Annotated in this window: 21 protein-coding genes; 12 read left to right on the top strand and 9 right to left on the bottom strand. The window is 65.2% G+C overall.

The window, feature by feature from the left end; translation table 11 throughout:
- Positions 1-44 precede the first annotated feature (44 nt).
- Positions 45-1,277 carry an NAD(P)/FAD-dependent oxidoreductase gene (locus HU230_RS11140; protein ID WP_176531635.1) on the top strand — a complete coding sequence of 411 codons (1,233 nt, stop codon included), beginning with the start codon at positions 45-47 and terminating at the stop codon, positions 1,275-1,277.
- Positions 1,278-1,486: 209 nt separating this feature from the next.
- On the opposite strand, the gene HU230_RS11135 is transcribed toward HU230_RS11140, so the two are convergent.
- Together HU230_RS11135 and HU230_RS11130 are read right to left on the bottom strand one after the other, a co-directional pair.
- Positions 1,487-2,821 carry a dicarboxylate/amino acid:cation symporter gene (locus tag HU230_RS11135; protein WP_176531636.1) on the bottom strand — a complete coding sequence of 445 codons (1,335 nt, stop codon included), beginning with the start codon at positions 2,819-2,821 and terminating at the stop codon, positions 1,487-1,489.
- A 185-nt stretch (positions 2,822-3,006) separates the two neighbouring features.
- Positions 3,007-4,194 carry a pyridoxal phosphate-dependent aminotransferase gene (locus HU230_RS11130; RefSeq protein WP_176531637.1) on the bottom strand — a complete coding sequence of 396 codons (1,188 nt, stop codon included), beginning with the start codon at positions 4,192-4,194 and terminating at the stop codon, positions 3,007-3,009.
- A 226-nt stretch (positions 4,195-4,420) separates the two neighbouring features.
- On the opposite strand from HU230_RS11130, the gene HU230_RS11125 reads away from it, so the two are divergent.
- The 11 genes from HU230_RS11125 to HU230_RS11075 all read left to right on the top strand — a co-directional run bounded on the left by HU230_RS11125 (position 4,421) and on the right by HU230_RS11075 (position 15,419).
- Entirely contained in the window at positions 4,421-5,842 is a 1,422-nt protein-coding gene (locus HU230_RS11125) for a M48 family metalloprotease (protein WP_176531638.1), read from the top strand.
- A gap of 86 nt (positions 5,843-5,928) precedes the next feature.
- Entirely contained in the window at positions 5,929-6,696 is a 768-nt protein-coding gene (locus HU230_RS11120) for a DsbA family protein (protein WP_176531639.1), read from the top strand.
- Between the two features lie 133 nt (positions 6,697-6,829).
- On the top strand, positions 6,830-7,774 hold the full coding sequence (locus tag HU230_RS11115) for a hypothetical protein (protein ID WP_176531640.1): 945 nt from the start codon (positions 6,830-6,832) through the stop codon (positions 7,772-7,774).
- A 125-nt stretch (positions 7,775-7,899) separates the two neighbouring features.
- Positions 7,900-8,745 carry a DUF1236 domain-containing protein gene (locus tag HU230_RS11110; protein WP_176531641.1) on the top strand — a complete coding sequence of 282 codons (846 nt, stop codon included), beginning with the start codon at positions 7,900-7,902 and terminating at the stop codon, positions 8,743-8,745.
- Positions 8,746-9,042: 297 nt separating this feature from the next.
- Positions 9,043-9,504, top strand: a complete 462-nt coding sequence (gene aroQ, locus HU230_RS11105; RefSeq protein ID WP_176531642.1) for a type II 3-dehydroquinate dehydratase — start codon at positions 9,043-9,045, stop codon at positions 9,502-9,504.
- 52 nt (positions 9,505-9,556) lie between these two features.
- On the top strand, positions 9,557-10,042 hold the full coding sequence (gene accB, locus HU230_RS11100; protein WP_176531643.1) for an acetyl-CoA carboxylase biotin carboxyl carrier protein: 486 nt from the start codon (positions 9,557-9,559) through the stop codon (positions 10,040-10,042).
- Between the two features lie 24 nt (positions 10,043-10,066).
- Entirely contained in the window at positions 10,067-11,425 is a 1,359-nt protein-coding gene (gene accC, locus HU230_RS11095; protein WP_176531644.1) for an acetyl-CoA carboxylase biotin carboxylase subunit, read from the top strand.
- 100 nt (positions 11,426-11,525) lie between these two features.
- The gene (locus HU230_RS11090) at positions 11,526-13,064 is read left to right on the top strand and encodes a sensor histidine kinase (RefSeq protein ID WP_176531645.1); all 1,539 of its coding nucleotides are present in this window, start codon (positions 11,526-11,528) and stop codon (positions 13,062-13,064) included.
- Entirely contained in the window at positions 13,061-13,501 is a 441-nt protein-coding gene (locus HU230_RS11085; RefSeq protein ID WP_176531646.1) for a response regulator, read from the top strand. Before HU230_RS11090 ends, HU230_RS11085 begins: the two co-directional genes overlap by 4 nt.
- Positions 13,498-14,589 carry a sensor histidine kinase gene (locus HU230_RS11080; RefSeq protein WP_176531647.1) on the top strand — a complete coding sequence of 364 codons (1,092 nt, stop codon included), beginning with the start codon at positions 13,498-13,500 and terminating at the stop codon, positions 14,587-14,589. Before HU230_RS11085 ends, HU230_RS11080 begins: the two co-directional genes overlap by 4 nt.
- A 152-nt stretch (positions 14,590-14,741) precedes the next feature.
- Entirely contained in the window at positions 14,742-15,419 is a 678-nt protein-coding gene (locus tag HU230_RS11075) for a hypothetical protein (protein WP_176531648.1), read from the top strand.
- 12 nt (positions 15,420-15,431) lie between these two features.
- Here HU230_RS11075 and HU230_RS11070 read toward each other — a convergent pair.
- The 7 genes from HU230_RS11070 to HU230_RS11040 form a co-directional block, all read right to left on the bottom strand.
- Positions 15,432-16,383 (bottom strand): IS630 family transposase gene (locus HU230_RS11070; protein ID WP_176528729.1). Its coding sequence is split into 2 segments (ribosomal slippage): positions 15,432-16,044 and positions 16,043-16,383, totalling 954 coding nucleotides; the frame shifts between segments, so codons are not numbered across the junction.
- A gap of 119 nt (positions 16,384-16,502) precedes the next feature.
- A complete protein-coding gene (locus HU230_RS11065) occupies positions 16,503-16,841 on the bottom strand; it encodes a BA14K family protein (protein WP_224943207.1) in 339 nt (112 codons plus the stop codon).
- Between the two features lie 11 nt (positions 16,842-16,852).
- Positions 16,853-17,164, bottom strand: a complete 312-nt coding sequence (locus HU230_RS11060) for a hypothetical protein (protein WP_176531650.1) — start codon at positions 17,162-17,164, stop codon at positions 16,853-16,855.
- 8 nt (positions 17,165-17,172) lie between these two features.
- Positions 17,173-18,660 carry an efflux transporter outer membrane subunit gene (locus HU230_RS11055; RefSeq protein ID WP_210284244.1) on the bottom strand — a complete coding sequence of 496 codons (1,488 nt, stop codon included), beginning with the start codon at positions 18,658-18,660 and terminating at the stop codon, positions 17,173-17,175.
- Positions 18,661-21,945, bottom strand: coding sequence for an efflux RND transporter permease subunit (locus HU230_RS11050; RefSeq protein ID WP_176531651.1), 3,285 nt, complete (start codon positions 21,943-21,945; stop codon positions 18,661-18,663).
- 3 nt (positions 21,946-21,948) lie between these two features.
- Entirely contained in the window at positions 21,949-25,056 is a 3,108-nt protein-coding gene (locus tag HU230_RS11045) for an MdtB/MuxB family multidrug efflux RND transporter permease subunit (RefSeq protein ID WP_176531652.1), read from the bottom strand.
- Entirely contained in the window at positions 25,053-26,327 is a 1,275-nt protein-coding gene (locus tag HU230_RS11040) for an MdtA/MuxA family multidrug efflux RND transporter periplasmic adaptor subunit (protein WP_224943206.1), read from the bottom strand. Before HU230_RS11040 ends, HU230_RS11045 begins: the two co-directional genes overlap by 4 nt.
- Positions 26,328-26,411: the final 84 nt, after the last annotated feature.

Below are 26,411 nucleotides of genomic sequence, written 5' to 3'. Positions count from 1 at the left end.
TTCGTCAGACGCGGCGTGACGGAGCCTGACGGAGACGGATCCCAATGCAAAGCGCGATCGTTCTTGGCGGCGGCATGGTGGGTGTCAGCACGGCGCTGCACCTGCAACGCCGCGGCTGGTCGGTGACGCTCGTCGACCGCAAGGAACCGGGCCGCGAAACCAGCTACGGCAATGCCGGCATCATTCAGAGCGAGGCGGTGCGGCCCTATCCGATGCCGCGCGATCCGGCCACGCTCGCCAGGATCGCGATGGGGCGCACCAACGACGTACGCTATCGCCTGGCATCGTTGCCCCGGCACGCCGGTCCGCTGCTGCGCTATTGGTGGAACTCGACGCCCGAGCGGCACCGCGAAGCCACCATCGCCTGGGCGCGCCTGATCGCCTACGCCGCGGCCGAGCACGACACGCTGATCCGCGATGCGCATGCCGACAATCTGATCCGCCGCGCCGGCTATCGCCTGCTGCATCGCGACCCGGCGGCCCTGGAGCAGGCGATCGCAGTCGCCGAAGAGAACCGGCGTGATTTCGGCGTGCAGTTTCGCGTGCTTGACGGCAGCGAGCTCGCCAAGGCGGAGCCATTGCTGCGCGACGACCTCCCCGGTGCCATTCACTGGCTCGGGCCCTGGACCGTGTCGGACCCCGGCGGTCTGGTTTCGGCCTATGCCGGATTGTTCGAGCGTCTCGGCGGAACGCTGCTGCGCGGCGACGCGCAGACGCTGACGGAGACCGCAACCGGCTGGTCGGTCGACACCACCGGCGGCCGGATCGATGCCGCCCATGTCGTCGTGACGCTCGGGCCGTGGTCACCGCAATTGCTGCGCAAGTTCGGCTACCGGATCCCGCTGGTGCGCAAGCGCGGCTACCATATGCACTATCAGGGCGGCCGCTCGCTCGACCTGCCGCTGGTCGACACAGCGAATGGATATGCGATGGCGCCCATGGCCAAGGGGATCCGCATCACGACCGGCGCAGAGCTGACCAGTCCGGATGCGCCGGCGACGCCGATCCAGCTTGGCCATGCCGAGGCGGCCGCACGCGAGCTGATCGAGATCGGCGGCCGTGTCGAGCCCGAGCCGTGGTTCGGCACCCGCCCCTGCACTACCGACATGCTGCCGGTGCTCGGGCCTGCGCCGCGCCATCGCGGGCTATGGGTGAATTTCGGTCACGGCCATCAGGGCTTTACGCTCGGCCCGGCGACGGCACGGGTGCTGGCCGAAACGATGAACGGCGAGGCATCCTCCGTGGACACCTCGCCGTATCGGCTGGACCGGTTCTAAAGCGTGACGAGATCAGGTCGAATTGGATCGGCAGCGGAGGTTCACCTCTCCCTTGGGAGAGGTCGGCGCGTAGCGCCGGGCGAGGCGTTACGGTCTCTCGTGAGAGCTGCGTCCCCTCACCCGATTTGCTTCGCAAATCGACCTCTCCCCAATGGGGAGAGGTGAAGCGAGCTCGTCGCCAAAGCTCTTCGATCCAAGTTCATGTTGGATCAGTCCGTCGTCAGCGCGGTCTCCATGTCGGTCGGGTCGATCTGCCGGGAAAGGTTGGCATTGAGCTTGTCGCGGTCGAGTTCGCCCTCCCACCAGGCGACGATCACGCAGGCGACGCCGTTGCCGCACAGATTGGTCAGCGCGCGGCATTCGCTCATGAACTTGTCGATGCCGAGCACGATCGCCATGCCCGGCACCAGCCGCGGATCGACCACCGCAAGGGTCGCCGCCAGCGTGATGAACCCCGCGCCGGTGATGCCGGAGGCACCCTTCGAGGTCAGCATCGCCACCACCAGGATCGTGAGCTGCTGGCTGAACGAGAGATCGTAGCCCAGCGCCTGCGCGATGAACAACGTCGCCAGCGTCATGTAGATGTTGGTGCCGTCGAGGTTGAACGAATAGCCCGTGGGCACCACGAGACCGACCACCGACTTCGAGCAGCCGAGACGTTCGAGCTTCTCCATCAATGACGGCAGCGCGCTCTCGGAGGACGAGGTGCCGAGCACGATCAGGAGCTCGTCCTTGATGTAGGCCAGGAACCTGAAGATCGAGAACCCGGCGATCCGCGCGATGATGCCGAGCACCACGAGGACGAACAGCGCGGCGGTCAGATAGAACGTCGCAATCAGCCCCATCAGATTGAGGATCGCGCCGGTGCCGAACTTGCCGATGGTAAAGGCCATCGCGCCGAACGCACCGATCGGCGCCGCCCGCATCACGATCGAGATCACGCCGAACACCGCATGCGCAGCGTCGTCGATGAACGAGCGGATGGTGTGGCCGCGCTCGCCGAGGCCCATGATCGCAAAGCCGAACAGCACCGAGAACAGCAGCACCTGCAGGATCTCGCCCTGCGCGAAGGCGCCCACCACGGTGTCCGGAATGATGTGCAGCACGAAGTCGACGCTCTTCTGCGCCTCCGCCTGCTTGGCATAGCCGGCAACCGCCTGCGCGTTCGCCGCCGCATTGCCGAAGCCCGCGCCCGGCTTCACGATATTGCCGATGAGCAATCCGATCACCAGCGCGAAGGTCGAGACCACCTCGAAATAGACCAGCGCCTTGACGCCGATGCGGCCGACCTTCTTGGCATCCTGGATGTGGGCGATGCCGGACACCACGGTGCAGAAGATGATCGGCGCGATCACCATCTTGATCAGCTTGATGAAGCCGTCGCCGAGCGCCTTGATCCACTCGTTGGTGGCAATGCCGGGCCACAACCAGCCGACTAGCGCGCCGAGCACGATCGCGATCAGAACCTGGACGTAGAGAATCTTGTACCACGGCTTGCTACCGGCAGACGCCGGTGAAGCCGTGGCAACGGTTGCCGCTGCCATGTGTCACTCCCCCTCAGAAATGGCGGAAATAGCCAAGATCAACTTGGCCGTTCAAGTCAAATGGAACTGTGTCGGCCCTGCCGTTTATCCGCGGCGATCTGTCGCGTGCTGCTCCGCCGAAACCGGGGCCAGCGCTTGCGAGACCGATCCAACCGACAAGACCGAGGGCTCTCGAAGATTGCGGGCTATTTAAGCCAATGCGCGATCCGCGCAACTGCTTCCTGCATCTCCGCCGCGGAACGCGCATAGGAAAATCGGATGAAGGCGCGGCCGTGGATCGGATCGAAATCGATGCCCGGGGTCGCTGCGACATGCGCCTTCTCGAGCATCTCGCTGGCGAAGGCGAAGCTGTCGGCGGTGAAGTCGGAGACGTCGGCGTAGAGATAGAACGCGCCGTCGGCCGGCAGGAACTTGGTCAGCCCGGCCTTGGGCAGGCCTTCGATCAGGATGCGGCGGTTCTCCTGATAGCCGCGCTTGATCGCCTCCATCTCCTCGCGACCCTCGAAGGCCGCCTCGGCGGCGATCTGCGACAAGGTCGGCACCGAAATCGACAGGTTCTGCTGCAGCCGCTCGATCGGCCGCACCAGCACGTCGGGCTCCACCATCCAGCCGACGCGCCAGCCGGTCATGCAGAAGTACTTCGAGAACGAGTTGATCACGAGCGCGTTCGGCGACAGTTCCGCCGCCGTCACCGCAGGAAATGCGTAGTCGAGGCCGTGATAGATCTCGTCGGAGATGAAGCGGATGCCCGCGCTGTCGGCGGCGGCCATCAGGTTCAACAGCGCCTCGCGCGACATCATCGTGCCGGTCGGATTCGCAGGGCTGCCGACCAGCACGCCCTTCAGCGGCGCCTTGCGATGGGCGGCCAGCAGCGCCTCCCCGGTCAGCGCATGACGGGTGTCGCCGGAGGTCTCGATCAGCACCGGCTCGCAGCCGAGCGCGGTCAGGATGTGCCGGTAAGGCGGATAGCCCGGCACGGTGACGGCGACCCGGTCGCCCGGCTCGAACATCGCAAGAAACGCCAGGATGAACCCGCCCGACGAGCCCGTGGTGACGATGATGCGCTCAGCATCGACCGCACAGTTATACGTGTCGCGGTAGTGCCGGGCGATGCGCGCGCGCAGACTGGGAATGCCGAGCGCCGAGGTGTAGTCGATCCGCCCGCCGCCAAGCGCGGCCTGTGCGGCTGCGACCGCCGGCTTCGGCGCACCCTCGGCGGGCTGCCCCACCTCCATGTGGATGACATGGCCGCCCGCGGCCTCGATTCGCGCCGCCGCGGCCATCACGTCCATCACCATGAACGGTGGAACATCGCTCCGGCCGGACGCTGTCAAAAGGCTGCTCACACGGTCTCTCGCTGTCGCTTCACGCATGGATTTCTGCTATTGCACGGCCGCTGCCGAATTCGGGTTCCGATACCGGCGACCGCCCCAGACTGGCCGCATTCGGTGGCTCCTTATAACGCTTTCAGGCCAAGTGCATACCCGGTTCGCGTGAAGAAGAACTGCAAAAACAACAGACTGTGCCACGCGCCTGATCCTTCCGGGTCGGGAACCGGACCTTGCCGCGGCGCGGCCAGACATCGCCGATAGATCGCCCATGCTGTTTCGCCACGCGCTTCGCGCCAGGACCCTCAAGCCTTCTGCGTTCAAGTTCACCGCATTGCTGACCGCGGTTGCACTCGCCGTTGGCCCCGTCGTCCCTGCGCGGGCCCAGCAGAAGGGCCCGCCGGTGCTGCGCGACACCGAGTCCGAGCAGCTGCTGCGCGAATATACCAGGCCGATCCTGCGCGCCGCCGGTCTCGAGAAGCAGAACATCCAGATCGTGATCATCAACGAGGGCTCGTTCAACGCCTTCGTTGCCGACGGCCGCCGCATCTTCGTCAATTACGGCGCGCTGCTGCAATCGGAGACGCCGAACCAGATCATCGGCGTGCTGGCGCATGAAACCGGCCATCTGGCCGGCGGTCATCTTGCCAAGATGCGCGAGCAGCTCGCGCAGGCGCAGACCCAGATGATCATCGCGATGCTGCTCGGCGTCGGTGCGTTGGCCGCAGGCGCTGCGGGCGGCGGCGTTGGGAACGGCCTCTCCAGCGCCGGCGCCGCTGCGATCTCGGCGCCGCAGTCGGTCATTCAGCGCACGCTGCTCTCCTATCAGCGCCAGCAGGAGGAAAACGCCGACCGCGCCGGCGTCAAGTTCCTGAACGCGACCGGCCAGTCCGCCAAGGGCATGTACGAGACGTTCAAGCGCTTCACCGACGAGAGCCTGTTCGCCGCGCGCGGTGCCGACCCCTATCTGCAATCGCACCCGATGCCAGTCGACCGCGTCTCCGCGCTGGAGGACCTGGCGCGATCGAGCCCCTATTGGGACAAGAAGGACGATCCGGCGCTGCAGCTGCGTCACGACATGATGCGCGCCAAGATCTCGGGCTTCATGGAGCGTCAGGACACCGTTTACCGCCGCTATCCGCTGTCCAACACCAGCCTGCCGGCGCGTTATGCGCGCGCGATCACCACCTATCTGCACGGCGATCTGCGTTCGGCGATCGCGCAGATCGACGGCTTGATCCAGGTCCAGCCCAACAATCCCTATTTCTACGAATTGCGCGGCCAGGCGCTGCTCGAAGGCGGCCGGCCGGCGGAGGCCATCGCGCCGTTGCGCCGCGCGGTGCAGCTCTCCGGCAGCTCGCCGCTGATCGAGATGCTGCTCGGCCAGGCGCTGGTCGCCTCCGACAACAAGGCCTACACCGACGATGCGATCAACATGCTGCGCGCCGCCGTGGCGCGCGAGCCCGAGGCGCCGCTCGGCTATACCCAGCTCGCGATGGCCTATGGCCGCAAGGGCGACTATGCCCAGGCCGACCTTGCCTCGGCGCAGGCCGCCTATCTCCGCGGCGACAACAAGACCGCCCGCGAACTGGCGTCGCGCGCCAAGACGCGGTTTGCGATCGGCACGCCCGGCTGGGTCAAAGCTGACGACATTGTGAGCGCCAAGCCGATGCCGGGTCAGAAAAACAACTAGAAATAAACCGTAGTTCCATACAACGATCACCGAAACCGGCCCGCGGCCCTGCCGTATTTCGGGCCACCTCGAACAAGGATTTTGCCATGCCAGCGCTTCGTTTTCTCGCCCCTGCCCTGCTCGCGCTCGGCATTTGCGCCGCGCCGCTGACGGCGTCCGCGCAGAGCTTCAACGACACCCAGCGCGGCGACATCGAGACCATCGTGCGCAACTACCTGATCGCGCACCCCGAGGTGCTCGAGGAGGCGATGAACGAGCTCAGCAAGCGGCAGGCCGCCGCCGAAGCCGAGAAGCACGAGCAGAGCGTCGCCAAGAACGCGGACACGATCTTCAACTCGCCGCGCGGCGTCATGCTCGGCAACAAGGACGGCGACGTCACCTTCGTCGAGTTCTTCGATTACAATTGCGGCTACTGCAAGCGCGCGATGTCCGACATGCTCGACCTGATGAAGTCGGATCCGAAGCTGAAGGTCGTGCTGAAGGAATTCCCGGTGCTGAGCCAGGGCTCGGTCGAGGCCGCGCAGGTCGCGGTCGCCGTGCGCATGCAGGATCCGACCGGCAAGAAGTATCTCGAGTTTCACCAGAAGCTGCTCGGCGGCCGCGGCGCCGCCGACAAGGCGCGCGCGCTGGCGGTCGCCAAGGAGGTCGGTCTCGACATGACCAAGCTCGAGAAGGACATGGCAAGCCCCGAGGTGAAGGCGACCATCGAGGAGAATTTCCGCCTCGCCGAATCCATGGGCATGAACGGCACGCCGAGCTACGTGATCGGCAAGCAGGTCGTGATCGGCGCGGTCGGTGTCGACGGTCTCAAGGAGAAGATCGGCCTTGCCCGCTGCGGCAAGGCGACCTGCTGATCGTCGCTTCGACAGCGCTCATCCATCCAGAAAAATCCGGCTGCCTGGCAGCCGGATTTTTTATTTGCGGCACCGAACCGCTTCCGCGCTGGCCGCAACCAAGGGGCATCACCAACAACGGAAGCCGCGCGCCATGCCCCTGGCCCCGCCAACCCTTGCTCCACCAACCCTTGGCTACGATCTCACGCTCCTGAAGACAGCGCCACAGCGTGGCACCGACCACGATCATGGCTGGTGCTACGGCCTGCCACCGGGCATTCGCACCGAGCAATGGCCGCTCAGTCCCCATGACGGCTTTCCGATGCAGCACTGCTTCACGCTGCGCGTCCCGGCGCAGTATCGCGCCAAGGGTGACGCCTATGTCGCGCTCGCCATGTTCGCCGATCAGCAATATGACGAACCCGTCGAGATCGACGCGGTCGCGCAATATCTCGCGGCAGAGACCATCGCGCGTCCATCCGATCCCAATCTGCTGCCGTACTTCGCCTATCGGCAGAACCGTCATCCGATGGAGTTTCGGATGAAGGACATCATCGACCACAATTTCGCGGCGATCTGGTTCACGGAGACCGAGTTCGCAGGACCGCTGTGCCGGCCGCCGGAGCTTGCCGGCAATCCGTTGCTGGAAGCCAATTTGCCTCCGCGCTGGCTCGTGAAGGGCGCGGCGCGCACGGCGTTCGACGTCAACGTCGGCCGCACCCGCACCGACGAGCTAGAGAAGACATACTGGTACCGCCTGTTCGGCGGCATCCCCGAGGCCGGGCACCACGCCTACGGCATCGGCCTCGCGCCGCGCGACGACGATCCCAATATCGGCAAGCCGCCGCGCGATCATCTGCTGCACAAGGGCGAGCTCGGCGACTACGTCGCACCCTATGGCGAGCAAGGCAGTGCACGCGGTCTTGAGCGGTTGCGCGGCCGCAACCATCTCGGCGGCACGATGTTTCCGAACCAGTGGACGCCGAAATACAGCGCGACCTATCTCGAGATCGAAGAGCATTTCGGCGGGTTCAATTTCGGCGGCGGCAACGGCCAGCTCGATCTTGCGAGCATGGAGTTCGACTGGGCCTGCGGTTGAAACGCAAATTGTTCATCGCGCATTCACACAAGAAACAAACTGCAAGGAACCGCAAATCAACAGGAACATCGCACATCCTCTCCCGTTGTCGGCGCGGGCAATGCTGAATAACGAGGAGGAATATGATGACTAACCGCTTTCTGATTTCGGTCGCTGCGGCGGCCCTGATCGCCGGTACCGGTTTCGCGAATGCACAGGGCGCTGGCGGCGCCAACAAGGAGACCGGGGCCGGCGGCGGCGCGACCGTGCAGCACAGCGCACCGTCCGGTGGCGCATCGTCGGGCACCATGCAGCGCGATACCGGCGGCATGAAGGGTTCCGAGCACTCCACGACCGGTCAGTCTTCTTCAGGCATGAAGGATGACGCATCGGGCATGAAGGGCGCCGAGTCCGAAAAGTCCGGCCCGGCCACCAAGGGCGCCCAGGAGAATACGCAGAAGTCGAAGGGGATGAGCTCGGAGAACGATGCGACCAAGGGCGCCAAGGAAGGCTCGAAGGACATGAAGGCCGAAGGCCGCGACAAGAGCGGCAACATGAGGGCCGAGGAGCATGACAAGAGCGGCAAGATGAACAACGCCGCCGAGAGCCGTGAGAAGAACGGCGCCACCACCAACCAGAACGCTCAGACCAAGAGCCCGACCGACACCAACCGCGCCCAGACCAACGACACGAGCCGCACCCAGACCACGACCGGCAACGCGGCAACGTCGGCCACCGCGGCTCCGCCGGCCGAGAAGCGCACCCAGATCTCGACCGCGATCAGGTCGGAGCATGTGACCGAAACCACCAACGTGAACTTCAACGTGGCGGTCGGCACCCGCGTCCCGGCTGACGTGCACTTCTATCCGGTGCCGGAGCGCGTGGTAACGATCTACCCGCAGTGGCGCGGTTACGAGTTCATCCTGGTCCACGGCCGCTACATCATCGTGCAGCCGGAGACCCACGAGATCGTCTACATCATCGAGGGCTGACCTCGGCCTCGGCGCGAGGGTGCCTTGACGGGCCCTCGCCTCGATCTCAACCCCGCCCCTCAGGGGCGGGGTTTTGCATGCGGCTGCACCCCGCAGTCGCCGGTGGATGGCTGGCCGGAGCAAAGCCGAGGGGCGACTTCCGCCAGATTTGGTTAATCAGCAATTTCCGTAGGTTACGGCAGCTATCTAACAGAGCGGAGGAAGCTGTTGAAGACGTTCCGATTTCACCTAAAGACTTCCCCTGCGGCCGGTTGTTACCTATAACCCGGCCCACTTTCCCCTTCGGAACCCATGGAAATGGCTGCTGCCGGAACGATCTATGTGCTGAACGGCCCGAACCTCAACCTGTTGGGGACGCGCGAGCCGGAGACGTACGGCCATGCCACCCTCGCCGACGTCGAGAAGCTGTGCGCGGACACCGCGCGCCAGTTCGGGTTGACCGCCGATTGCCGGCAGTCCAACCGCGAGGGCGAACTGATCGACTTCATCCATGAGGCCCACACCAAGAAGGCGGTCGGCATCATCATCAACGCCGGCGGCTACTCTCATACCTCGATCGCGCTGCATGACGCACTGGTTGCGGTCAAGATCCCCGCCGTCGAGGTCCATGTCAGCAACATCCACGCCCGCGAGAGCTTCCGGGACCACTCGTTCACTGCTAAAGCCGCCTTCGCGTCACTTTGCGGCTTCGGCATCGACGGCTACCGGCTTGCGATCATCGGCCTCGCCACCAGGATCGGTGCGAAGGCAAAGACTTAATCGTCAATCCTGACGTTCCCCGTCACCAGACAGAGATTTCGGATCAAACAACATGGCGCGCCAGCCAGACGACAAATCAGCCGCAAAGCCCAAGAACGACTCCAAGAACGACGACAGCGTTCTCATTCGCGAGCTCGCGCTGCTGCTTGCTGAGACCAACCTCACCGAGATCGAGATCGAGCGCGCCGGCCTGCGCGTCCGGGTCGCGCGCAATATCAGCATCGCCGCCTCCGTGCCATCAGCCGTGCATGCGGTTGCCGCCCCGGTGGCAGTGCCGGCTGCCGCCACCGACATGGCAAAGCACCCGGGTGTCGTGCCCTCGCCGATGGTCGGCACCGCCTATTGGGCTCCGGAACCTGGCGCCAAGCCGTTCATTGAAGTCGGCACCAAGGTCACGGCCGGCCAGACCCTTCTGATCATCGAGGCGATGAAGACGATGAACCAGATTCCGTCGCCGCGCGCGGGCACCGTGACGCAGATCCTCGTCGAGGACGGCCAGCCGGTCGAATTCGGCGAGCCGCTCGTCATCATTGAATAGCTTCCGTCAACGTCAGGCGCTGCGATGTTCGACAAGATCCTCATAGCCAATCGCGGCGAGATCGCGCTTCGCGTGCTCCGGGCGTGCAAGGAGCTCGGCATCTCCACCGTCGCGGTGCATTCGACCGCCGACGCCGACGCCATGCATGTGCGCCTCGCCGACGAGAGCGTCTGCATCGGGCCGCCGCCGTCGAAGGATTCCTATCTCAACATCCCGGCGCTGCTGGCCGCCTGCGAGATCACCGGCGCCGACGCCGTGCATCCCGGCTACGGCTTCCTGTCCGAGAATGCCCGCTTCGCCGAGATCCTCGCCGACCACAATCTGGGTTTCATCGGGCCGAAGGCCGAGCACATCCGCCTGATGGGCGACAAGATCGAAGCCAAGAAGACCGCCAAGCGCCTCGGCATCCCCGTGGTGCCCGGCTCGGACGGCGCAGTGACGGCGGACGACGATGCCATGGCGATCGCCAGGGAGATCGGCTTCCCGGTGCTGGTGAAGGCAGCGGCCGGCGGCGGCGGCCGTGGCATGAAGGTCGCCCACACCGAGGCCGACCTCGCGCTAGCGCTGACGACCGCGGCCAATGAGGCCAAGTCGGCATTCGGCGACGCCTCGGTCTACCTGGAGAAATACCTGCAGAAGCCGCGCCACATCGAGATCCAGATTCTCGGCGACGGCCGCGGCGGCGCCATCCATCTCGGCGAGCGTGACTGCTCGCTGCAGCGCCGTCACCAGAAGGTCTGGGAGGAAGGCCCCTCGCCCGTGCTTGGGGCGGCCGCGCGCGCCAGGATCGGCGAGACCTGCGCCAAGGCGATGCGGGACATGAAGTATCTCGGCGTCGGCACCATCGAATTCCTCTACGAGGACGGCGAGTTCTATTTCATCGAAATGAACACGCGCATCCAGGTCGAGCATCCCGTCACCGAAAGCATCACCGACATCGATCTGGTGCTCGAGCAGATCCGGATTGCCGCCGGCGGCGAGCTTCCGGCCAAGCAGAGCGACATCGCGATCATCGGCCACGCCATCGAGTGCCGCATCAATGCGGAGAACCCGCAGACCTTCCGTCCCTCGCCCGGACGGATCACGCAATTCCATGCGCCTGGCGGTCTCGGCGTGCGGATCGATTCCGCCGTCTATCAGGGCTACGTGATTCCGCCCTATTACGACTCGCTGGTCGGCAAGCTGATTGTGCACGGCAAGACACGCGGCGAATGCCTGATGCGCCTGCGCCGGGCGCTGGACGAGATGGTGGTCGACGGCATCGAGACGACGCTGCCGCTGTTCCGCGCACTGGTGCGCGAGCCCGATATCATCGAGGGCGATTATCACATCCACTGGCTGGAGCAGTATCTCGCCGGCCAGCCGTCCGATACCCCGAAATAGTTTGGAACTTTGTGGAACCCAGCGCCCCGCTCAAACGTACTAAAGGGTTGTTGGCTTTCCACGGGGACGCATTGAATCCCACTCTCGCGAAGAGACCGTCGTGACACCAGTTTCACGACGCCGGTCCACGTTACAGATCCTGCTGCTCTCGGCGGGATTTTTCGTGCTGGTCGCGGTCAGCGTGGCGTCTGTCCTGCTGGTCAACAAGGCGCGCGAGGACAACGCCTTAGTCGTCCACACGGTCGAGGTGGAGGGCCAGGTTGCCAATCTGCTGCTTGACGTCAGGCGCGCAGAAAGCGCGACCAGGGCGTATCTGCTGACGTCAGCACCACAATACCTGTCCGAGTACCAGTCGGCCGCGGCAGCGCTCCCGGCCGCGCTCGGCCATCTCCAGATGATGACCGTCGATAATCCGGCGCAGGTCGCCAATGCCGCGAAGCTCAAGGCCGCCGTCGAGCAACGGCTGGCCGAGTTCGCCCTCAGCATCGAGCGCGCCGACAACAACGATGCCGCGACCAGCGTCGACATTCTGCGCAAGGGCACCTCGGCCGATGCATTGGAGGCGATCGCCCGGATCGGCCGCGACATGCGCACCGAGGAGGATCGGCTGCTGGCGGCGCGCACCGCGACCGCGGACAGGACCCAAGTGCTGGCCTCCTCGGTCACCATCGCCGGCTCCTGCATGGTGCTGGCGCTCGCCGCCCTCTCGCTCGTGCTGCTGCGGCAATCGTCGCGGGCGCGCGGCGAGGCCGAGGCCAGGCTGCGCGACAGCAACGTCAATCTCGAAACCATCGTCGACGAACGGACCGCCGACCTGCGCGAGGCCAACGAGGAAATCCAGCGCTTCGCCTATATCGTCAGCCACGACCTGCGCTCGCCGCTGGTCAACATCATGGGCTTCACCAGCGAGCTGGAGGAATTGCGCGGCGACATCTTCAAGCGCATCGCCACGCTCAATCGCACCGCATCGCTGGCGCCGGCGATGGAAGACGCGACCGACGTGGCCGAGCCCGAGCTTGAAGGCTCCGACAAGCAGCTATCCGACGATTTCAGCGAATCGCTCGGCTTCATCAAATCGTCGATCGCAAAGATGGACCGCCTGATCAGCGCGATCCTCAATCTCACCCGCGAGGGCCGCCGCGAGTTCAAGCTGGAGCGGATCGACGTCCGCGAGCTGATCGACGGCATCGTCAAGACGGTCGCGCATCAGGCGGCCGAGGCCAATGCGACCGTCGAGGTCGGCGCTTTGCCGAATATCGTCAGCGACCGCCTCGCGCTGGAGCAGATCTTCTCCAACCTGATCGACAATGCACTCAAGTACCTCAAGGACGGCGTCCCCGGCGAGATTTCGATCGAGGGCCGCACCAAGCTGGGCTTTGCGATCTTCGAGGTCGCGGACAATGGCCGCGGCATCGATCCCAAGGACCACCAGCGCATCTTCGATCTGTTCCGCCGTGCCGGAACCCAGGACAAGCCCGGTCAGGGTATCGGGCTTGCCCATGTCCGCGCACTTGTGCGCAGACTGGGCGGGACCATGTCGGTAGCATCGGAACTTCACAACGGCAGCACGTTCACGATCACGCTGCCCATCAATTGGTCAGGCAAGAACTCAGGCAAGAACCGGGATAAGGAATCATGAGCGATCCAGTCACCATCATCATGATCGAGGACGACGAGGGCCATGCCCGCCTGATTGAGCGGAATATCCGGCGCTCAGGTGTCAACAATGAGATCGTCCCGTTCACCAACGGTACAGAGGCCGTGCACTACCTGTTCGGCAAGGATGGCAGCGCGGTCGAGCGCAAGGGCCAGGCCCTGCTCATCCTGCTTGATCTCAATCTGCCCGACATGACCGGCATCGATATTCTGAAGCGGGTCAAGGAAAACAAGCATCTCAAGGCTACGCCGGTGGTCGTGCTGACCACGACCGACGACTCCCAGGAGATCAAACGTTGCTACGAACTCGGCTGCAACGTCTACATCACCAAGCCGGTGAACTACGAAAGCTTTGCCAACGCCATTCGCCAGCTTGGCCTGTTCTTTTCCGTGATTCAGGTGCCGCCAGCTTCGATATGACCAGCGCAACGACGACACTGCTCTATATCGACGACGACGCGGCGCTGGCGCGCCTGGTCGAACGCGGGCTGACGCGCGCGGGCTACAAGGTCGTGCACGCCGCAAGCGGCCAGGAAGGCCTCGACCGGCTCGCCCAGGGCGGCATCGACGTCGTCGCGCTCGACCAGTACATGCCTGGCCTCGATGGGCTGGAGACGCTGGAGCAGATCCTCAAGATCGCCGACGCACCGCCGGTGGTGTTCGTCACCGCCTCGCAGGATTCGGCGATTGCCGTTACCGCGCTGAAGGCCGGCGCGGCGGACTATCTGGTTAAGGATGTCAGGGGCGAATTCATCCCCCTGCTCCAGGTCGCGGTGAACGGCGCGGTCCGGCGGGCCGCAATCCAGAAGGCGCGCGACGAGGCCGAGGCCGAGGTGCACGCCTCGCGCGACCGCTACGCCGCGCTCGCCGCCGAGCGCGAGGTTCTGCTTCGCGAGGTCAACCATCGTGTCGGCAATTCGCTGCAGATCATTGCCTCGCTGCTGCATCTGCAAGCCAATTCCTCGACCCAGCAGGATGTCAAGGCGGCGCTCACCAATGCGATGGGCCGCGTCGCCGCCGTCGCGCAGGTGCATCGCCGCCTCTACACCTCGCACGACTTCAAGACGGTGATGCTCAACCAGTATCTCGAGGCACTGCTCGAGGATCTCAGGCGATCGGCCGAAGGCAACAAGATGTCGCGGCTGACGCTGAAGGCCGACCCGGTCGAGATCGATCCCGACCGTGCGGTCGCGATCGGCATCATCGTCAACGAACTGGTGATGAACGCCGTGAAATACGCCTATCCCGACGGCGCCGGCCCGATCCATGTCGAGCTGAAGCCGCACGCGGACGATTTGCAGCTTGCGATCAGCGACGAAGGCGTGGGTTTCTCCGACAAGGCCGATCCACGCGGCACCGGCATGGGCCAGCGCATCGTCGCGGCGATGGCCGTCAAACTCGACGCCAGCGTCGAGCGCGACCCAGGCCACAACGGCACCCGCTTCGTGGTGCGGTTCGCCCGCGTCACCCCGGCGCCGGCGAAATCGACAAGCGTTGCCGCCAGTTAGACCGCTTCCGCCGGCGGATTGATCGATTTTTCGCGTTGGCCTTAACGGCCGCGTCACCCTGTTGTTCGATCGCAGCCGCTTGCCCTGACCGGTTAAGACAAATCTGGGCGTTGTTTGCCATGCTTTTCCCCCAGCTTGGCAGGAACGGCACGATGTTCGAGCGCAGGGTGGTTTTTGGAAAGAAGCAGGCGACGTCGGGCGATCTCAAGGAGCCCTTGCGTCCGGCACCGGGTGCCGACGGCGCGGCACCCGCCTTTCACAGGAGGCAGTGGGAAGATCCGCGGATCGGGCCGATGCTGCGCGATGCGGGGTTCGCGCCCGACGACGCAGCCAGCATCGTGCCGACGGCGGACAATCGCCTCGCCGTGTTTGCTGCGGCCAATCAACGGCTGCAGGAGCGCACCGAGAGTTTCAACCGTGACATGACGGCGCGCCACGGCTACTGCCATGCGTTGCCGTTCCTGGTCATCGACCACAAGATCTGGGACGGGCCGCATGGCGCGTTTCTCTACACGCAGATGGATCTGATCGGCTACGACGAGTGGAACGTGATCATGCTGGCGGAAGATCCGCAGACCACGGAAGCATGCGGCCTGGCAGGCCATCCCGGCTTCCTTCCGGCGGTGACGCAGCTCATGACCGAGCATGTGATCGCGTGGGAGGCGCAGCACAACGCCTTGCTCAAGACGTTCGGAATCACCGCGAGCGGCGGCCGCGACATCTCGCGCGAGCAATACGAGATGGAAAAGGACACGCTGCGCAGGGAAATTATCGACAAGGCCGGCTGGATGAAGCTGCGCATCATCGACGACCTTCTGCGCAAGAGCTAGAGCAGATTCTGATCAGACACGGTCATAACCGGCTGCGGCGAAGAAGTTCAGGCACTCTTGGGCGGTGAAGGCGGTCAGGGCGGTGGCAATAGCGTTGTCCAAAGCCTCGATTGATCTGGCGGCGGCCTTTCGAAGTGCGGCTTTGAGCTTGGCGAAGGCCATTTCGATCGGATTGAGGTCGGGCGAATAAGGCGGCAAATAGAGGAGCTGGGCGCCCACGGCATCGATTGCGATGCCGACCTCGGCGCGCTTGTGTGCTGCGAGATTGTCCATCACCACGATGTCGCCGGGCCTGAGTGTCGGCACGAGGACTTGCGTCACGTAAGCCTCGAACGCCAGACCATCCATGGGACCGTCAAGGACCATCGGCGCAGTCATGCCGGTCGCTCTGAGCGCGCCGACGAAGGTCGTCGTCTTCCAATGACCATGCGGGAGCGCTGCGACACAGCGCTGGCCGTACGGCGAGCGGCCATAGCGCCGCGCCATCTTGGTCGAGGCTCCCGTCTCGTCGATAAACACCAACCGATGGATGCCGATCTCAGGCTGAGATGCCTTCCACGCCGCGCGTTCAGCGGCCACGTCCGGCCGATCCTGCTCGCTGGCGTGCGATGTTTTTTTTGAACGTGATGTTGCGGCGATCGAAGAATCGCCAGACCACGCTCGGCACGAAACGCTCGCCGTGGACTTTGAGGAGATGGTCAGCGATCTCGGCCAGCGTCATGTCAGGCGTAGCCTTGACCAGGGAGAGGATCTCCGCAGCATGACCCTCGATCCGAGCTGAACGTCTGTCTCCGCCCTGCGCTCCCGCCTCACAAGCGCCGGTGCTGCGCCATTCGTTGACCAGTTCGATCGCTGTCGATGGCGCTACGCCGAACCGGCCGGCGGCGCCCCGACAGCTCATGCCTTCCTCTTCCACAGCCCGAATAATGCGAAGGCGAAGGTCCGGCGAGAGCGGCTTAGCCATGGGGGCTGGCCTCCATCACCAGCCCTCAGGGTGAATCACGATTTGCCTCACAAGGGAATCCCTTCCGATTCCGCCAGGTCAGAAAATGCTCTAGAAGCGCCTTCCGCTCCCGAACAATCTCAATCAGGCCGATCGCGGTGCCGCCGCGTGTGATGCGGACGGCAATCCTGACATGGCGCGCCGAAGATCACCTGCGACGGATAGGGCCGCGCCGAGTGCCACGGCGTCGAGCCGAACAGGCCTGCCGCGCCGAAGCCCGCACTGAAGGGATCGGCGGCGAAGCTGCCCGGAAAGGAGCCGTTGCTGCGGAAATCGCGGTCGTCATTCCTGCCGTCGAAATACGCACCGCCGGTGCTGCCGTAACGCAGCGGCCGTTGCGGCGCCAAGTTTTGAGCCGAGACAGCGGCCGTGCCGAGCGCGATGGCGGCGCAGGCGATCAGTGCTCTGATGGCGGTCATGGCCAAGCCCCTCATTGCGGAATGGTCCCCCAATCGCCCTTCCAGGCGATCAGGCGTCCCTTGCCGAATTGCAGATAGAGCCCGTCGCTGCGCCTCGACAGCACGCTGCCCCTGACATTGGGCAGCGCGACGAACAATTCATTGCCCGGCGTGCCGCGAACATAGTTCAGGGGAACGCCGAGCGACTGGCTGGCCTGGTCGGCACTCATGCCGAAGGCGAGCGGAACGCTGTTGGGTGGCCGCTGCTGCGCACGGGCAATGCCGGCCGGCGCGCCGAGTGCGATGACAAGGGTAACGACGAGCAGTGTGATGAACCGCTGCATGACCGACCTCATGGCACTGCCGCCGCGAGCGTGCCGGCCGGCGTCCAGCCGCCGCCGAGCGCCTGGAACAGGCTGCTCGCCGCCAGCAGCTTGTTGAGCCGCACCGTCACAAGGTTGAGTTCGGCCGTGAACAGCGTCTGCTGTGTCTGCAGCACTGTGATGAGATTGACCGTGCCGCCGCGCAGCTGCGTCTCGGAGACCTCGAACGCCTTGCGCGAGCTCGCCACCACGTCGGACTGCAGCCGCTCCTGCAGCGTATACTGCTGCAACGCGATCAGCGCCTTCTCGACATCGGCGAAGGCCGACAGCACCGCCTTGCGATAGGCCTGCAGGTTTTGCAATTGCTGGCCCTTGGCGAGCTTGAGCTGGCTCTCCAGCAGGAAGCCGTCGAACAGCGGCTGGGTCAGCCCGGCGGCGAGCGTGTAGTACCAGGCGCCCGGCGCGAACAGCGAGGCGAGCGCCGCGCTCTGGAAGCCCGTGGTGCCGGTCAGCTGGATCTGCGGGAAGAACGCCGCCCGCGCCGCGTCGACGCTGAAATTGGAGGCCGCGAGCTGCGCCTCGGCCTGACGGACGTCAGGCCGCTGGTAGAGCAATTCCGACGGCATCCCCGGCGTGATGCGCGGCACCGAGATCTGCGTGGTGCTGCCGCCGCGCACCGAGAAATCAGCCGGTGCGCGCGCCACCAAGAGGGCAAGCGCGGCGGTGTTTTGCCCCAGCGTCACCTCGAGCGGCGGGATCGCCGCGCGTTGCGTGGCGACCAGCGCCTCCTGCTGCGACAGGTCGAGCTGCGAGGCGGTGCCGCCGGCGAACTGCGACTTGATCAAGGCCAGGATGCGCTCGGCCGCCGCCAGATTGCGCCGGGTCGCCTTGATCTGGTCCTGCGCCGCCAGCACCTGGAAATAGGTGTTGGCCACCGCCGCCATCGTGGTCAGCGCGACCACCTCGCGATTGTAGCGGGCGACCGTCGCGCTCTCCTCCGAGGCCGACAACGTCGCGCGGTTCTTGCCCCAGAAATCGACGATATAGCTCGCGCTCAGCCCAAGGCTGTACTGCGAGAACGTACCGCTGCTCCCGCCGAGCAACGAACTCGATCCCGTCGCGACCTTCTGACGCTCGGCATTCGCCGATCCCGAGATCGACGGCAGCAGCGCGGCGCCGGACACGCCGGCCTGCGCGTCGGCCTGCACGATCTGGGCGATCGCCACCGCGATATCGAGATTGTAGAGCTGCGCGGATTCCATCAGCCCGGTCAGCTCGGGCGAACGGAAACCGCGCCACCAGGCCAGCGCAGGAACGGCGGCGTCGGCATCGCCCTTGGCCGCGGCGCGATAGCTCGCCGGCACTTCGAGACTGAGCTCGGGTTTCTCCGCCCCGGGGATGCAGCCGGTCAGGCCAAGGCTCAGACCAAGGCTGAGGCCGCCGAACGCCGCCACGCGCCGAAACCGGACCGGTTTTCGCAATATTCGAAGACTAAGCAACGCTGCACCTGTCGGCATTTACTCGCCCGGTTGAAGTGAGGAGCCCGGCATCCGGATGGCGCCGCCGCCGCGGACGCGCAGGGCCCACAAGCGGAACCGGTCGAGATAGAGGTAGATGACCGGCGTCGTGTAGAGCGTCAGGACCTGGCTCAGGATCAGACCGCCGACGATGGCGATGCCGAGCGGCTGCCGCAGCTCGCCGCCGTCGCCCATCCCGATGGCGAGCGGCACGGCGCCGAGCAGCGCGGCCATCGTCGTCATCATGATGGGACGGAAGCGCAGCAGGCATGCCTCCTTGATCGCCTCGAGCGGCTCCAGCCCGCGCCTGCGTTCCGCGTCCAGCGCAAAGTCGATCATCATGATGGCGTTCTTCTTCACAATGCCGATCAGCAGGATGACGCCGATCAGCGCCATGATACTGAACTCGGTCTTGAATGCCATCAGCGCCAGCAAGGCACCCACACCTGCCGAAGGCAGTGTGGACAAGATGGTCAGCGGATGGACATAGCTCTCATAGAGCACGCCCAGCACGATGTAGATCGTGACGATCGCGGCCAGGATCAGGAACGGCTGGTTGCTGAGCGAATCCTGGAACGCCTTGGCGGAGCCCTGGAATGTGCCGCGGATCGTGGCCGGGACGCCGATCCGGTTCATGGTCGCCTCGATGCTGCTGACCGCGGTGCTCAGCGACACGTTCGGCGGCAGGTTGAACGAGATGGTGTTGGCGACCAGGAGGCCCTGGTGATTGACCGCAAGCGGCGTCGCGCCCTGCTTGAACGCCGCCACCGCCGACAGCGGGATCATGGTCTCGCTGCTGGTCGAGACGGCCGACCCGGTCGAGGCCACGCCCTTCCCGGTCGAGCCGATCGAATTGGTCGCCTGGTTGCGCGCGGCCTGGGCATTGGCCGAACTGGCCGCGCTCGAGGTTCCCGGCGCCACCACGGTGCCGGCCACCGCGTTGGTCGATTGCGAGCCGCCGACCGAACCGCCCGACGTGCTGATGTAGACGTCCTTCAGCGTCTCGGGGTTCTGCCAGTAGCGCGGCGCGACCTCCATGATGACGTGGTACTGGTTGCGCGCGACATAGATCGTCGACACCTGACGCTGGCCGAAGGCGTCGTAGAGGGTGTTGTCGATCTGGCTCACGGTGATGCCGAGCCGGGCCGCGGCGTCGCGGTCGATCACGAGATCGGATTCCAGCCCCTTGTTCTGCTGGTCGCTGTTGACGTCGGCAAGGTTCGGATCGCGCTGCAGGGCCGCAGCGATCTTCGGCGTCCAGTCGTTGAGCTCCTCGAGCGTCGAGCCCTGCAGCGTGTACTGATACTGCGCGTTCGAGGCCCTGCCCCCGACCCTGATGTCCTGCACCGCCTGCAGGAACAGGCTCGCGCCGGGCACCACCGCCATCTCCCGGCGCAGGCGTGAAATCACGCCGTCGGCGCCGATCTTGCGCTGGTCGAGCGGACGCAGCGAGACGAACACGAAGCCGGAATTGGTCTGGCCGCCGCCGGTGAAGCCGACCACCGTCTCCACCGCCGGATCGCGCTTGATGATGCCGACGAACTGCGCGAGCTTCTGCTGCATCAGCTGGAACGACACGCTCTGGTCGGCCTGGATCGAGCCGACCAGCCGCCCGGTGTCCTGTTGCGGGAAGAAGCCCTTCGGGATCACGTCGTAGAGATAGAAGTTGAGGCCGAACACCGCCGCCAGGATCAGCATCACCGACAGCGGATGCTGCAGCGCCGCGGTCAGCGTCCTGCGGTAGAAGTTCAGCATCGCCTCGAAGAAGCGCTCGCTGGCCCAATAGAGCCGGCCGTGGCCACCGCGGTCCGGCTTGAGCAGCACCGCGCACATCATCGGGGTGGTCGCCAGCGAGACCGCGAGCGAGATCAGGATCGAGATCGAGATCGTCATCGCGAATTCGCGGAACAGCCGCCCGACGATGCCGGCCATCAGCAGGATCGGAATGAACACCGCGATCAGCGAGATACTCATCGACAGCACGGTGAAGCCGACCTCGTTGGCGCCCTTCAGCGCCGCCTCGAGCGGGCTCAGGCCCTCCTCGATGTAGCGGGTGACGTTCTCCAGCACGACGATGGCGTCGTCGACCACGAAGCCGGTCGCGACCGTCAGCGCCATCAGCGACAGATTGTCGAGGCTGTAGCCGATCAGGTACATCGCCCCGAAGGTTGCGACCAGCGACACCGAGACCGCCACCACCGGAATCAAGGTGGCGCGCAAATTGCGCAGGAACGCGAACACCACGATGATGACGAGCATTACTGCCAGAACCAGCGTCCGCTCGACGTCGCGGAGCGAGGTGCGGATGGTTGTCGAGCGATCCACCGCCAAGCCGATGTCGATCGCCGGCGAAATCGAGGCCTGCAACTGCGGCATCAGCCCCTTCACCAGGTCGACGGTACTGATGATGTTGGCGTTCGGCTGGCGGTAGAGGATGAGCAGCACCGCCGGCTTGCCGTTGGCAAGCCCGGCATTGCGCAGGTTCTCGACGCCGTCGGCCACCTCGCCGACGTCGGAGAGGTGAACCGGCGCGCCATTGCGATAGGCCACGATCAGCGATCTGTAGTCGTCGGCCTTGTTGGCCTGGTCGTTGGCGTAGACCTGGTAGCGCTGGTCGCCGACATCGATGCCGCCCTTGGGGCTGTGGGCGTTGGCGCTCGACAGCGCCGCGCGGACGTCTTCGAGACCGATACCGTATTTGTAGAGCGTCTGCGGGATCAGATCGACGCGCACGGCAGGCAGCGAGCTGCCGCCCACCACGACCTCGCCGATACCCTCGACCTGCGACAGCTTCTGCGCCAGCACCGTGGAGGCGGCATCGTAGAGATCGCCACGCGTCAGCGTGTCCGATGTCAGCGTCAGGATCAGGATCGGCGCGTCGGCCGGGTTGACCTTGCGGTAGGTCGGATTGCTGCGCAGGCTGGTCGGCAGATCGGCCCGCGCCGCATTGATTGCGGCCTGCACGTCCCGCGCCGCGCCGTTGATGTCGCGGTTCAGCCCGAACTGCAGCGTGATCCGGGTCGAGCCGACCGAGCTCGACGACGTCATCTCCGTCACATCGGCGATCTGGCCGAGATGCCGCTCAAGCGGGCTGGCGACCGTGGTCGCGACATCCTGCGGGCTGGCGCCGGGCAGCGTCGCCTGCACCGAGATGGTCGGAAAATCCACCTGCGGCAGCGGCGACACCGGCAGCTTGAAGAACGCCACAATGCCGGCCGCCGCAAGCCCGAACGTCAACAGCGTGGTTGCGACCGGCCGGCGGATAAAGGGCGTTGACGGATCCATGGCTCAACGCGACCCGCTCGCCTCGCCGACCTCGTCCGCCCGCCCGGCAAACCGCAGCGCCAGGCGATCGAACCAGAGATAGATCACCGGCGTCGTGAACAGGGTCAGCATCTGGCTCACCAGCAGGCCGCCGACGATCGAGATGCCGAGCGGATGCCGGAGCTCGGAGCCGGCGCCGCTGCCGAGCATCAGCGGCAGCGCGCCGAGCACCGCTGCCATCGTCGTCATGATGATCGGCCGGAACCGCAACAGGCAGGCCTGATAGATCGCCTCCCGCGGCGGCTTGCCCTCGTTGCGCTCGGCATCGAGCGCAAAGTCGATCATCATGATCGCATTCTTCTTCACGATGCCGATCAGCAGGATGATGCCGATGATCGCGATGATGGTGAGATCCTGGCCGGCCATCATCAGCGCCAGCAGCGCGCCGATGCCGGCCGACGGCAGCGTCGACAGGATCGTCAGCGGATGGATGAAGCTCTCATAGAGCACGCCCAGCACGATATAGACCGTGATGATCGCGGCCAGGATCAGGAACAGCTGGTTGGAGAGCGAGGACTGGAACGCCAGCGCCGCGCCCTGGAAGCTCGTGATCATGCCGAGCGGCTGGTTGATTTCGGCCTGCGCCTGCTTGATCGCGGTGACCGCGCCGCCGAGCGAGGCGCCCGGGGCCAGGTTGAACGAGACGGTTGCCGACGGAAACTGGCCGAGATGCGAGACCTGCAGCGGTGCGGTCTCCACCCGCATCCTGGCCATCACCGACAGCGGTACCGGCGTCGAGCCCACCGATGACGGCAGATAGATCGACGACAGCGAATCCAGCGAGTTCTGCAGCGACGGATCGGCCTCGAGGATGACGCGATACTGGTTCGAATTGGTGAAGACGGTGGAGACGATGCGCTGGCCGTAGGAATCATACAGTGCGTTGTCGATCGTCGCCGGCGTGATGCCGAACCGCGCGGCCTGGTCGCGGTCGATGTCGACGAACACCGAAAGTCCCTGCGCGGAGATGTCGCTGGTGACGTCGCTGAGCTCCGGCAATTCCCTGAGCTTGTCGACCAGCTTCGGCGTCCATTCCGCAAGCTCGTTCGGATCGGCGTCCTGCAGGATGAACTGGTACTGCGTCCGGCTCACCGTGCCTTCGATGGTGAGGTCCTGGACCGGCTGCATGTAGAGCGTGATGCCGGTCAGCGCCGCGGTGCTCGCCTTGATCCGGTCCATCACCGTCGAAACGCCGGCCTTGCGCTGCTCATGCGGCTTCAGGTTGATCAGGATGCGGCCGCTGTTGAGCGTGGTGTTGGTGCCGTCGACGCCGATGAAGGACGACAGGCTCTCGACATCAGGGTCCTTCAGGATCGCGCTGGCGAGCCGCTGCTGCCGCTCGGCCATCGCCGCATAGGACACCGATTGCGGCGCCTCCGAGATCGCCTGGATCACGCCGGTGTCCTGGACGGGAAAGAAGCCCTTGGGGATGACGACATAGAGCAGCGCCGTGAGACCAAAGGTGGCGAGCGCGATCAACAGAACGAACGTCTGGCGATCCAGCACCCAGTTGAGCATCCGGGCGTAGATGGCGATGACATAGTCGAAGCCTTCCCGGCTGAGCCGCTGGAAGGTGTTCTCGCGCGTCATGCTCTCCGGCTTCAGGAGTTTCGCGCAGGCCATCGGCACCAGCGTCAGCGACACCACGGCGGAGATCAGAATCGTGACCGACAGCGTGATGGCGAATTCGCGGAACAGCCGGCCGACCACGTCGCCCATGAACAGCAGCGGGATCAGCACCGCGATCAGCGACACCGTCAGCGAGATGATGGTGAAGCCGATCTGCTCGGAGCCGCGCAGCGCCGCCTCGAGTGGAGATTCGCCCTCCTCGATATAGCGCGAGATGTTCTCGATCACGACGATGGCGTCGTCGACCACGAAGCCGGTCGCGATCGTCAGCGCCATCAGCGACAGATTGTTCAGGCTGAAGCCGAACAGATACATCGCCCCCAGCGTGCCGACCAGCGAGAGCGGCACCGACAGGCTCGGGATCAGCGTGGCGCGGGTCGAGCGCAGGAACACGAAGATGACCAGCACGACCAGCACCACCGCAAGCGCCAGCTCGTACTCGACGTCGCGGACCGAGGCCCGGATCGTGACGGTCCGGTCGGTCAGGATGTTGAGATCGATCGCGGCCGGCAGCGTGGCCTGCAGCTGCGGCAACAGGTCCTTGATGCCCTGGACCACAGAGATCACGTTGGCGCCGGGCTGGCGCTGGATGTTGAGGATGATCGCCTGGGTTTCGTTCATCCAGGCGCCGAGCTTGTCGTTCTGCGCGCCGTCGACGACGTTGCCGACGTCGCTGAGGCGAACCGGCGAGCCGTTCTTGTAGGCGATGATCAGCGAACGGTAGTCGCTGGCATTGCGGATCTGGTCGTTGGCATTGATGGTGTAGGCCCGCATCGCGCCGTCGAAATTGCCCTTCGGCGTGTTGACGTTGGCGTTGCCGAGCGTGGTGCGGAGATCGTCGATGTTCAGCCCATAGGCCGCAAGCTTGCGGATGTCGGCCTGGATCCGCACCGCGGGCCGCTGGCCGCCGCTGATGCTGACGAGGCCGACGCCGGGGAGCTGCGAGATCTTCTGCGCCAGCCGCGTGTCGACGAAATCCTGCACCTGCGTCAGCGGCATGGTCTTCGAAGTCAGGCCCAGCGTCAGGATCGGCGCGTCAGCCGGATTGACCTTGGCGTAGATCGGCGGCGCCGGCAGGTCCGACGGCAAGAGATTGCCCGCGGCGTTGATCGCGGCCTGCACCTCCTGCTCGGCGACGTCGAGCGAGATCGACAGGCCGAACTGCAGCGTGATCACGGACGAGCCGGCCGAACTCACCGAGCTCATCTGGTTCAGATTCGGCATCTGGCCGAATTGCACCTCGAGCGGCGCCGTCACCGACGACGTCATCACGTCGGGGCTGGCGCCCGGATAGAAGGTCTGCACTTGAATGGTCGGATAATCGACCTCAGGCAGCGCCGCGACGGGGAGGAATCTGAACGCCAGCATGCCCGACAGCATGATGGCGATCATCATCAGGGTCGTCGCCACCGGCCGCAGGATGAATGGCCGCGACGGGTTCATTTCGTCTGCCCGTCCGCAGCACCCTTGTGGTTGCCGCCTCCCGCCTTGTCGGGATCGGCGCCACCCTTGCTATCTGCATTGCTATCTGCCTTGGTGTCTCCCTTGCCGTCACCCTTGACGGCCCCATTCGCCGCGCCGCTCGCCGTCCCCTTGGCTGCACCGGCCGGGCTCGCGGCATCGGCAGGCGAGCGCACCACCACCTTGGCGCCCTCGCGCAGCTTGTCGGCGCCGTCGATCACGATGCGATCGCCGGGCACAAGCCCCGAGAGCACCTCGACACGGTCGCCGTCGGTGACGCCGATCTTGACCGGCCGCACCGAGACCGTGCTGTCGGCGTTGACGAGATAGACGAAGGTGCCGGGGACGCCGCGCTGGATGCCGGCGGTTGACATCGTCGTGGCATCCTTGTGGGTGTCGAGCAGCAGGCGGATGTTGACGAACTGGTTCGGATACAGCGTACGCTTGTCGTTCTCGAACTGGGCGCGCAGCTTGATCGTGCCGGTGGTCGCATCGATCTGGCTGTCGAAGGTCTGCAGCGATCCCTCGGCGAGCTTGTTGGCGCCGCTGCGGTCATAGGCCGCCGCCGGCAGCACCGCGCCCTCCTTCAACCGCTTCGCGACCGCCTGCAGATTGTCCTCCGGCAGCGTGAACAGCACGCTGATCGGCTCGAGCTGCGTGATCACGACAAGGCCGTTGGTGTCGCCCGCCGTCACGTAATTGCCGAGGTCGACCTGGCGCAGTCCGACCCGCCCGTTGATCGGCGAGACGATGCGACAATATTGCAGATTTACCTCGGCCGATTTCACCGACGCACGGTCGGCCTCGACTGTGCCCTGATACTGCGCGACCAGCGCGACCTGGGTATCGAGCTGCTGATGCGGCACCGCGTTCTGCGCGGCGAGGTTCTGATAGCGGGTGAGATCGACCTGGGCGCCCTTCAGCTGCGCTTCGTCGCGGGCGAGCTGTCCCTTGGCCTGCGCCAGCGTCGCCTCGTAGGGACGCGAATCGATCTCGGCGATCAGGTCGCCCTTCTTGACCTCATCGCCCTCCTTGAAATCGATCTTCATCAGGTAGCCGCTGATCTGGCTTCTGATCGTCACGGTCGCGAGCGACGTCACGGTGCCGAGCGCATTCAGGCTGACGCCGATATCGCCCTTGCCGACGGCCTCCGGCACGATCGACATCGGCCCGGCGTTGCGCCCGCCGCCGGCATGCGGCGGCGCGGCCTGCTGCCGCGTCCACCAGACGATGCCGGCAAGCACCGCCAGCACGACACACCCTGTCAGAAACCCTCGCCCGCGCGACGGGCGCCTGGTTTGCTCGGGCGCCACGATAGACGGGTGCTTGATATGCTG

Source organism: Bradyrhizobium quebecense, assembly GCF_013373795.3.
Taxonomy (GTDB): Bacteria; Pseudomonadota; Alphaproteobacteria; order Rhizobiales; family Xanthobacteraceae; genus Bradyrhizobium; species Bradyrhizobium quebecense.
Note: the sequence above shows the minus strand (reverse complement) of the source record. Positions and strands in the feature narration are given on the sequence as shown.

What these genes read in the sequence shown, in the direction of transcription:
- HU230_RS11110 (WP_176531641.1), top strand. Translation starts at nt 7,900, where the DNA reads ATGACTAACCGCTTTCTGATTTCGGTCGCTGCGGCGGCCCTGATCGCC.
- HU230_RS11120 (WP_176531639.1), top strand. Translation starts at nt 5,929, where the DNA reads ATGCCAGCGCTTCGTTTTCTCGCCCCTGCCCTGCTCGCGCTCGGCATT.
- accC (WP_176531644.1), top strand. Translation starts at nt 10,067, where the DNA reads ATGTTCGACAAGATCCTCATAGCCAATCGCGGCGAGATCGCGCTTCGC.
- HU230_RS11115 (WP_176531640.1), top strand. Translation starts at nt 6,830, where the DNA reads ATGCCCCTGGCCCCGCCAACCCTTGCTCCACCAACCCTTGGCTACGAT.
- HU230_RS11125 (WP_176531638.1), top strand. Translation starts at nt 4,421, where the DNA reads ATGCTGTTTCGCCACGCGCTTCGCGCCAGGACCCTCAAGCCTTCTGCG.
- accB (WP_176531643.1), top strand. Translation starts at nt 9,557, where the DNA reads ATGGCGCGCCAGCCAGACGACAAATCAGCCGCAAAGCCCAAGAACGAC.
- aroQ (WP_176531642.1), top strand. Translation starts at nt 9,043, where the DNA reads ATGGCTGCTGCCGGAACGATCTATGTGCTGAACGGCCCGAACCTCAAC.
- HU230_RS11085 (WP_176531646.1), top strand. Translation starts at nt 13,061, where the DNA reads ATGAGCGATCCAGTCACCATCATCATGATCGAGGACGACGAGGGCCAT.
- HU230_RS11140 (WP_176531635.1), top strand. Translation starts at nt 45, where the DNA reads ATGCAAAGCGCGATCGTTCTTGGCGGCGGCATGGTGGGTGTCAGCACG.
- HU230_RS11065 (WP_224943207.1), bottom strand. Translation starts at nt 16,841, where the DNA reads ATGACCGCCATCAGAGCACTGATCGCCTGCGCCGCCATCGCGCTCGGC.
- HU230_RS11050 (WP_176531651.1), bottom strand. Translation starts at nt 21,945, where the DNA reads ATGGATCCGTCAACGCCCTTTATCCGCCGGCCGGTCGCAACCACGCTG.
- HU230_RS11055 (WP_210284244.1), bottom strand. Translation starts at nt 18,660, where the DNA reads ATGCCGACAGGTGCAGCGTTGCTTAGTCTTCGAATATTGCGAAAACCG.
- HU230_RS11075 (WP_176531648.1), top strand. Translation starts at nt 14,742, where the DNA reads ATGTTCGAGCGCAGGGTGGTTTTTGGAAAGAAGCAGGCGACGTCGGGC.
- HU230_RS11045 (WP_176531652.1), bottom strand. Translation starts at nt 25,056, where the DNA reads ATGAACCCGTCGCGGCCATTCATCCTGCGGCCGGTGGCGACGACCCTG.
- HU230_RS11135 (WP_176531636.1), bottom strand. Translation starts at nt 2,821, where the DNA reads ATGGCAGCGGCAACCGTTGCCACGGCTTCACCGGCGTCTGCCGGTAGC.
- HU230_RS11130 (WP_176531637.1), bottom strand. Translation starts at nt 4,194, where the DNA reads ATGCGTGAAGCGACAGCGAGAGACCGTGTGAGCAGCCTTTTGACAGCG.
- HU230_RS11080 (WP_176531647.1), top strand. Translation starts at nt 13,498, where the DNA reads ATGACCAGCGCAACGACGACACTGCTCTATATCGACGACGACGCGGCG.
- HU230_RS11060 (WP_176531650.1), bottom strand. Translation starts at nt 17,164, where the DNA reads ATGCAGCGGTTCATCACACTGCTCGTCGTTACCCTTGTCATCGCACTC.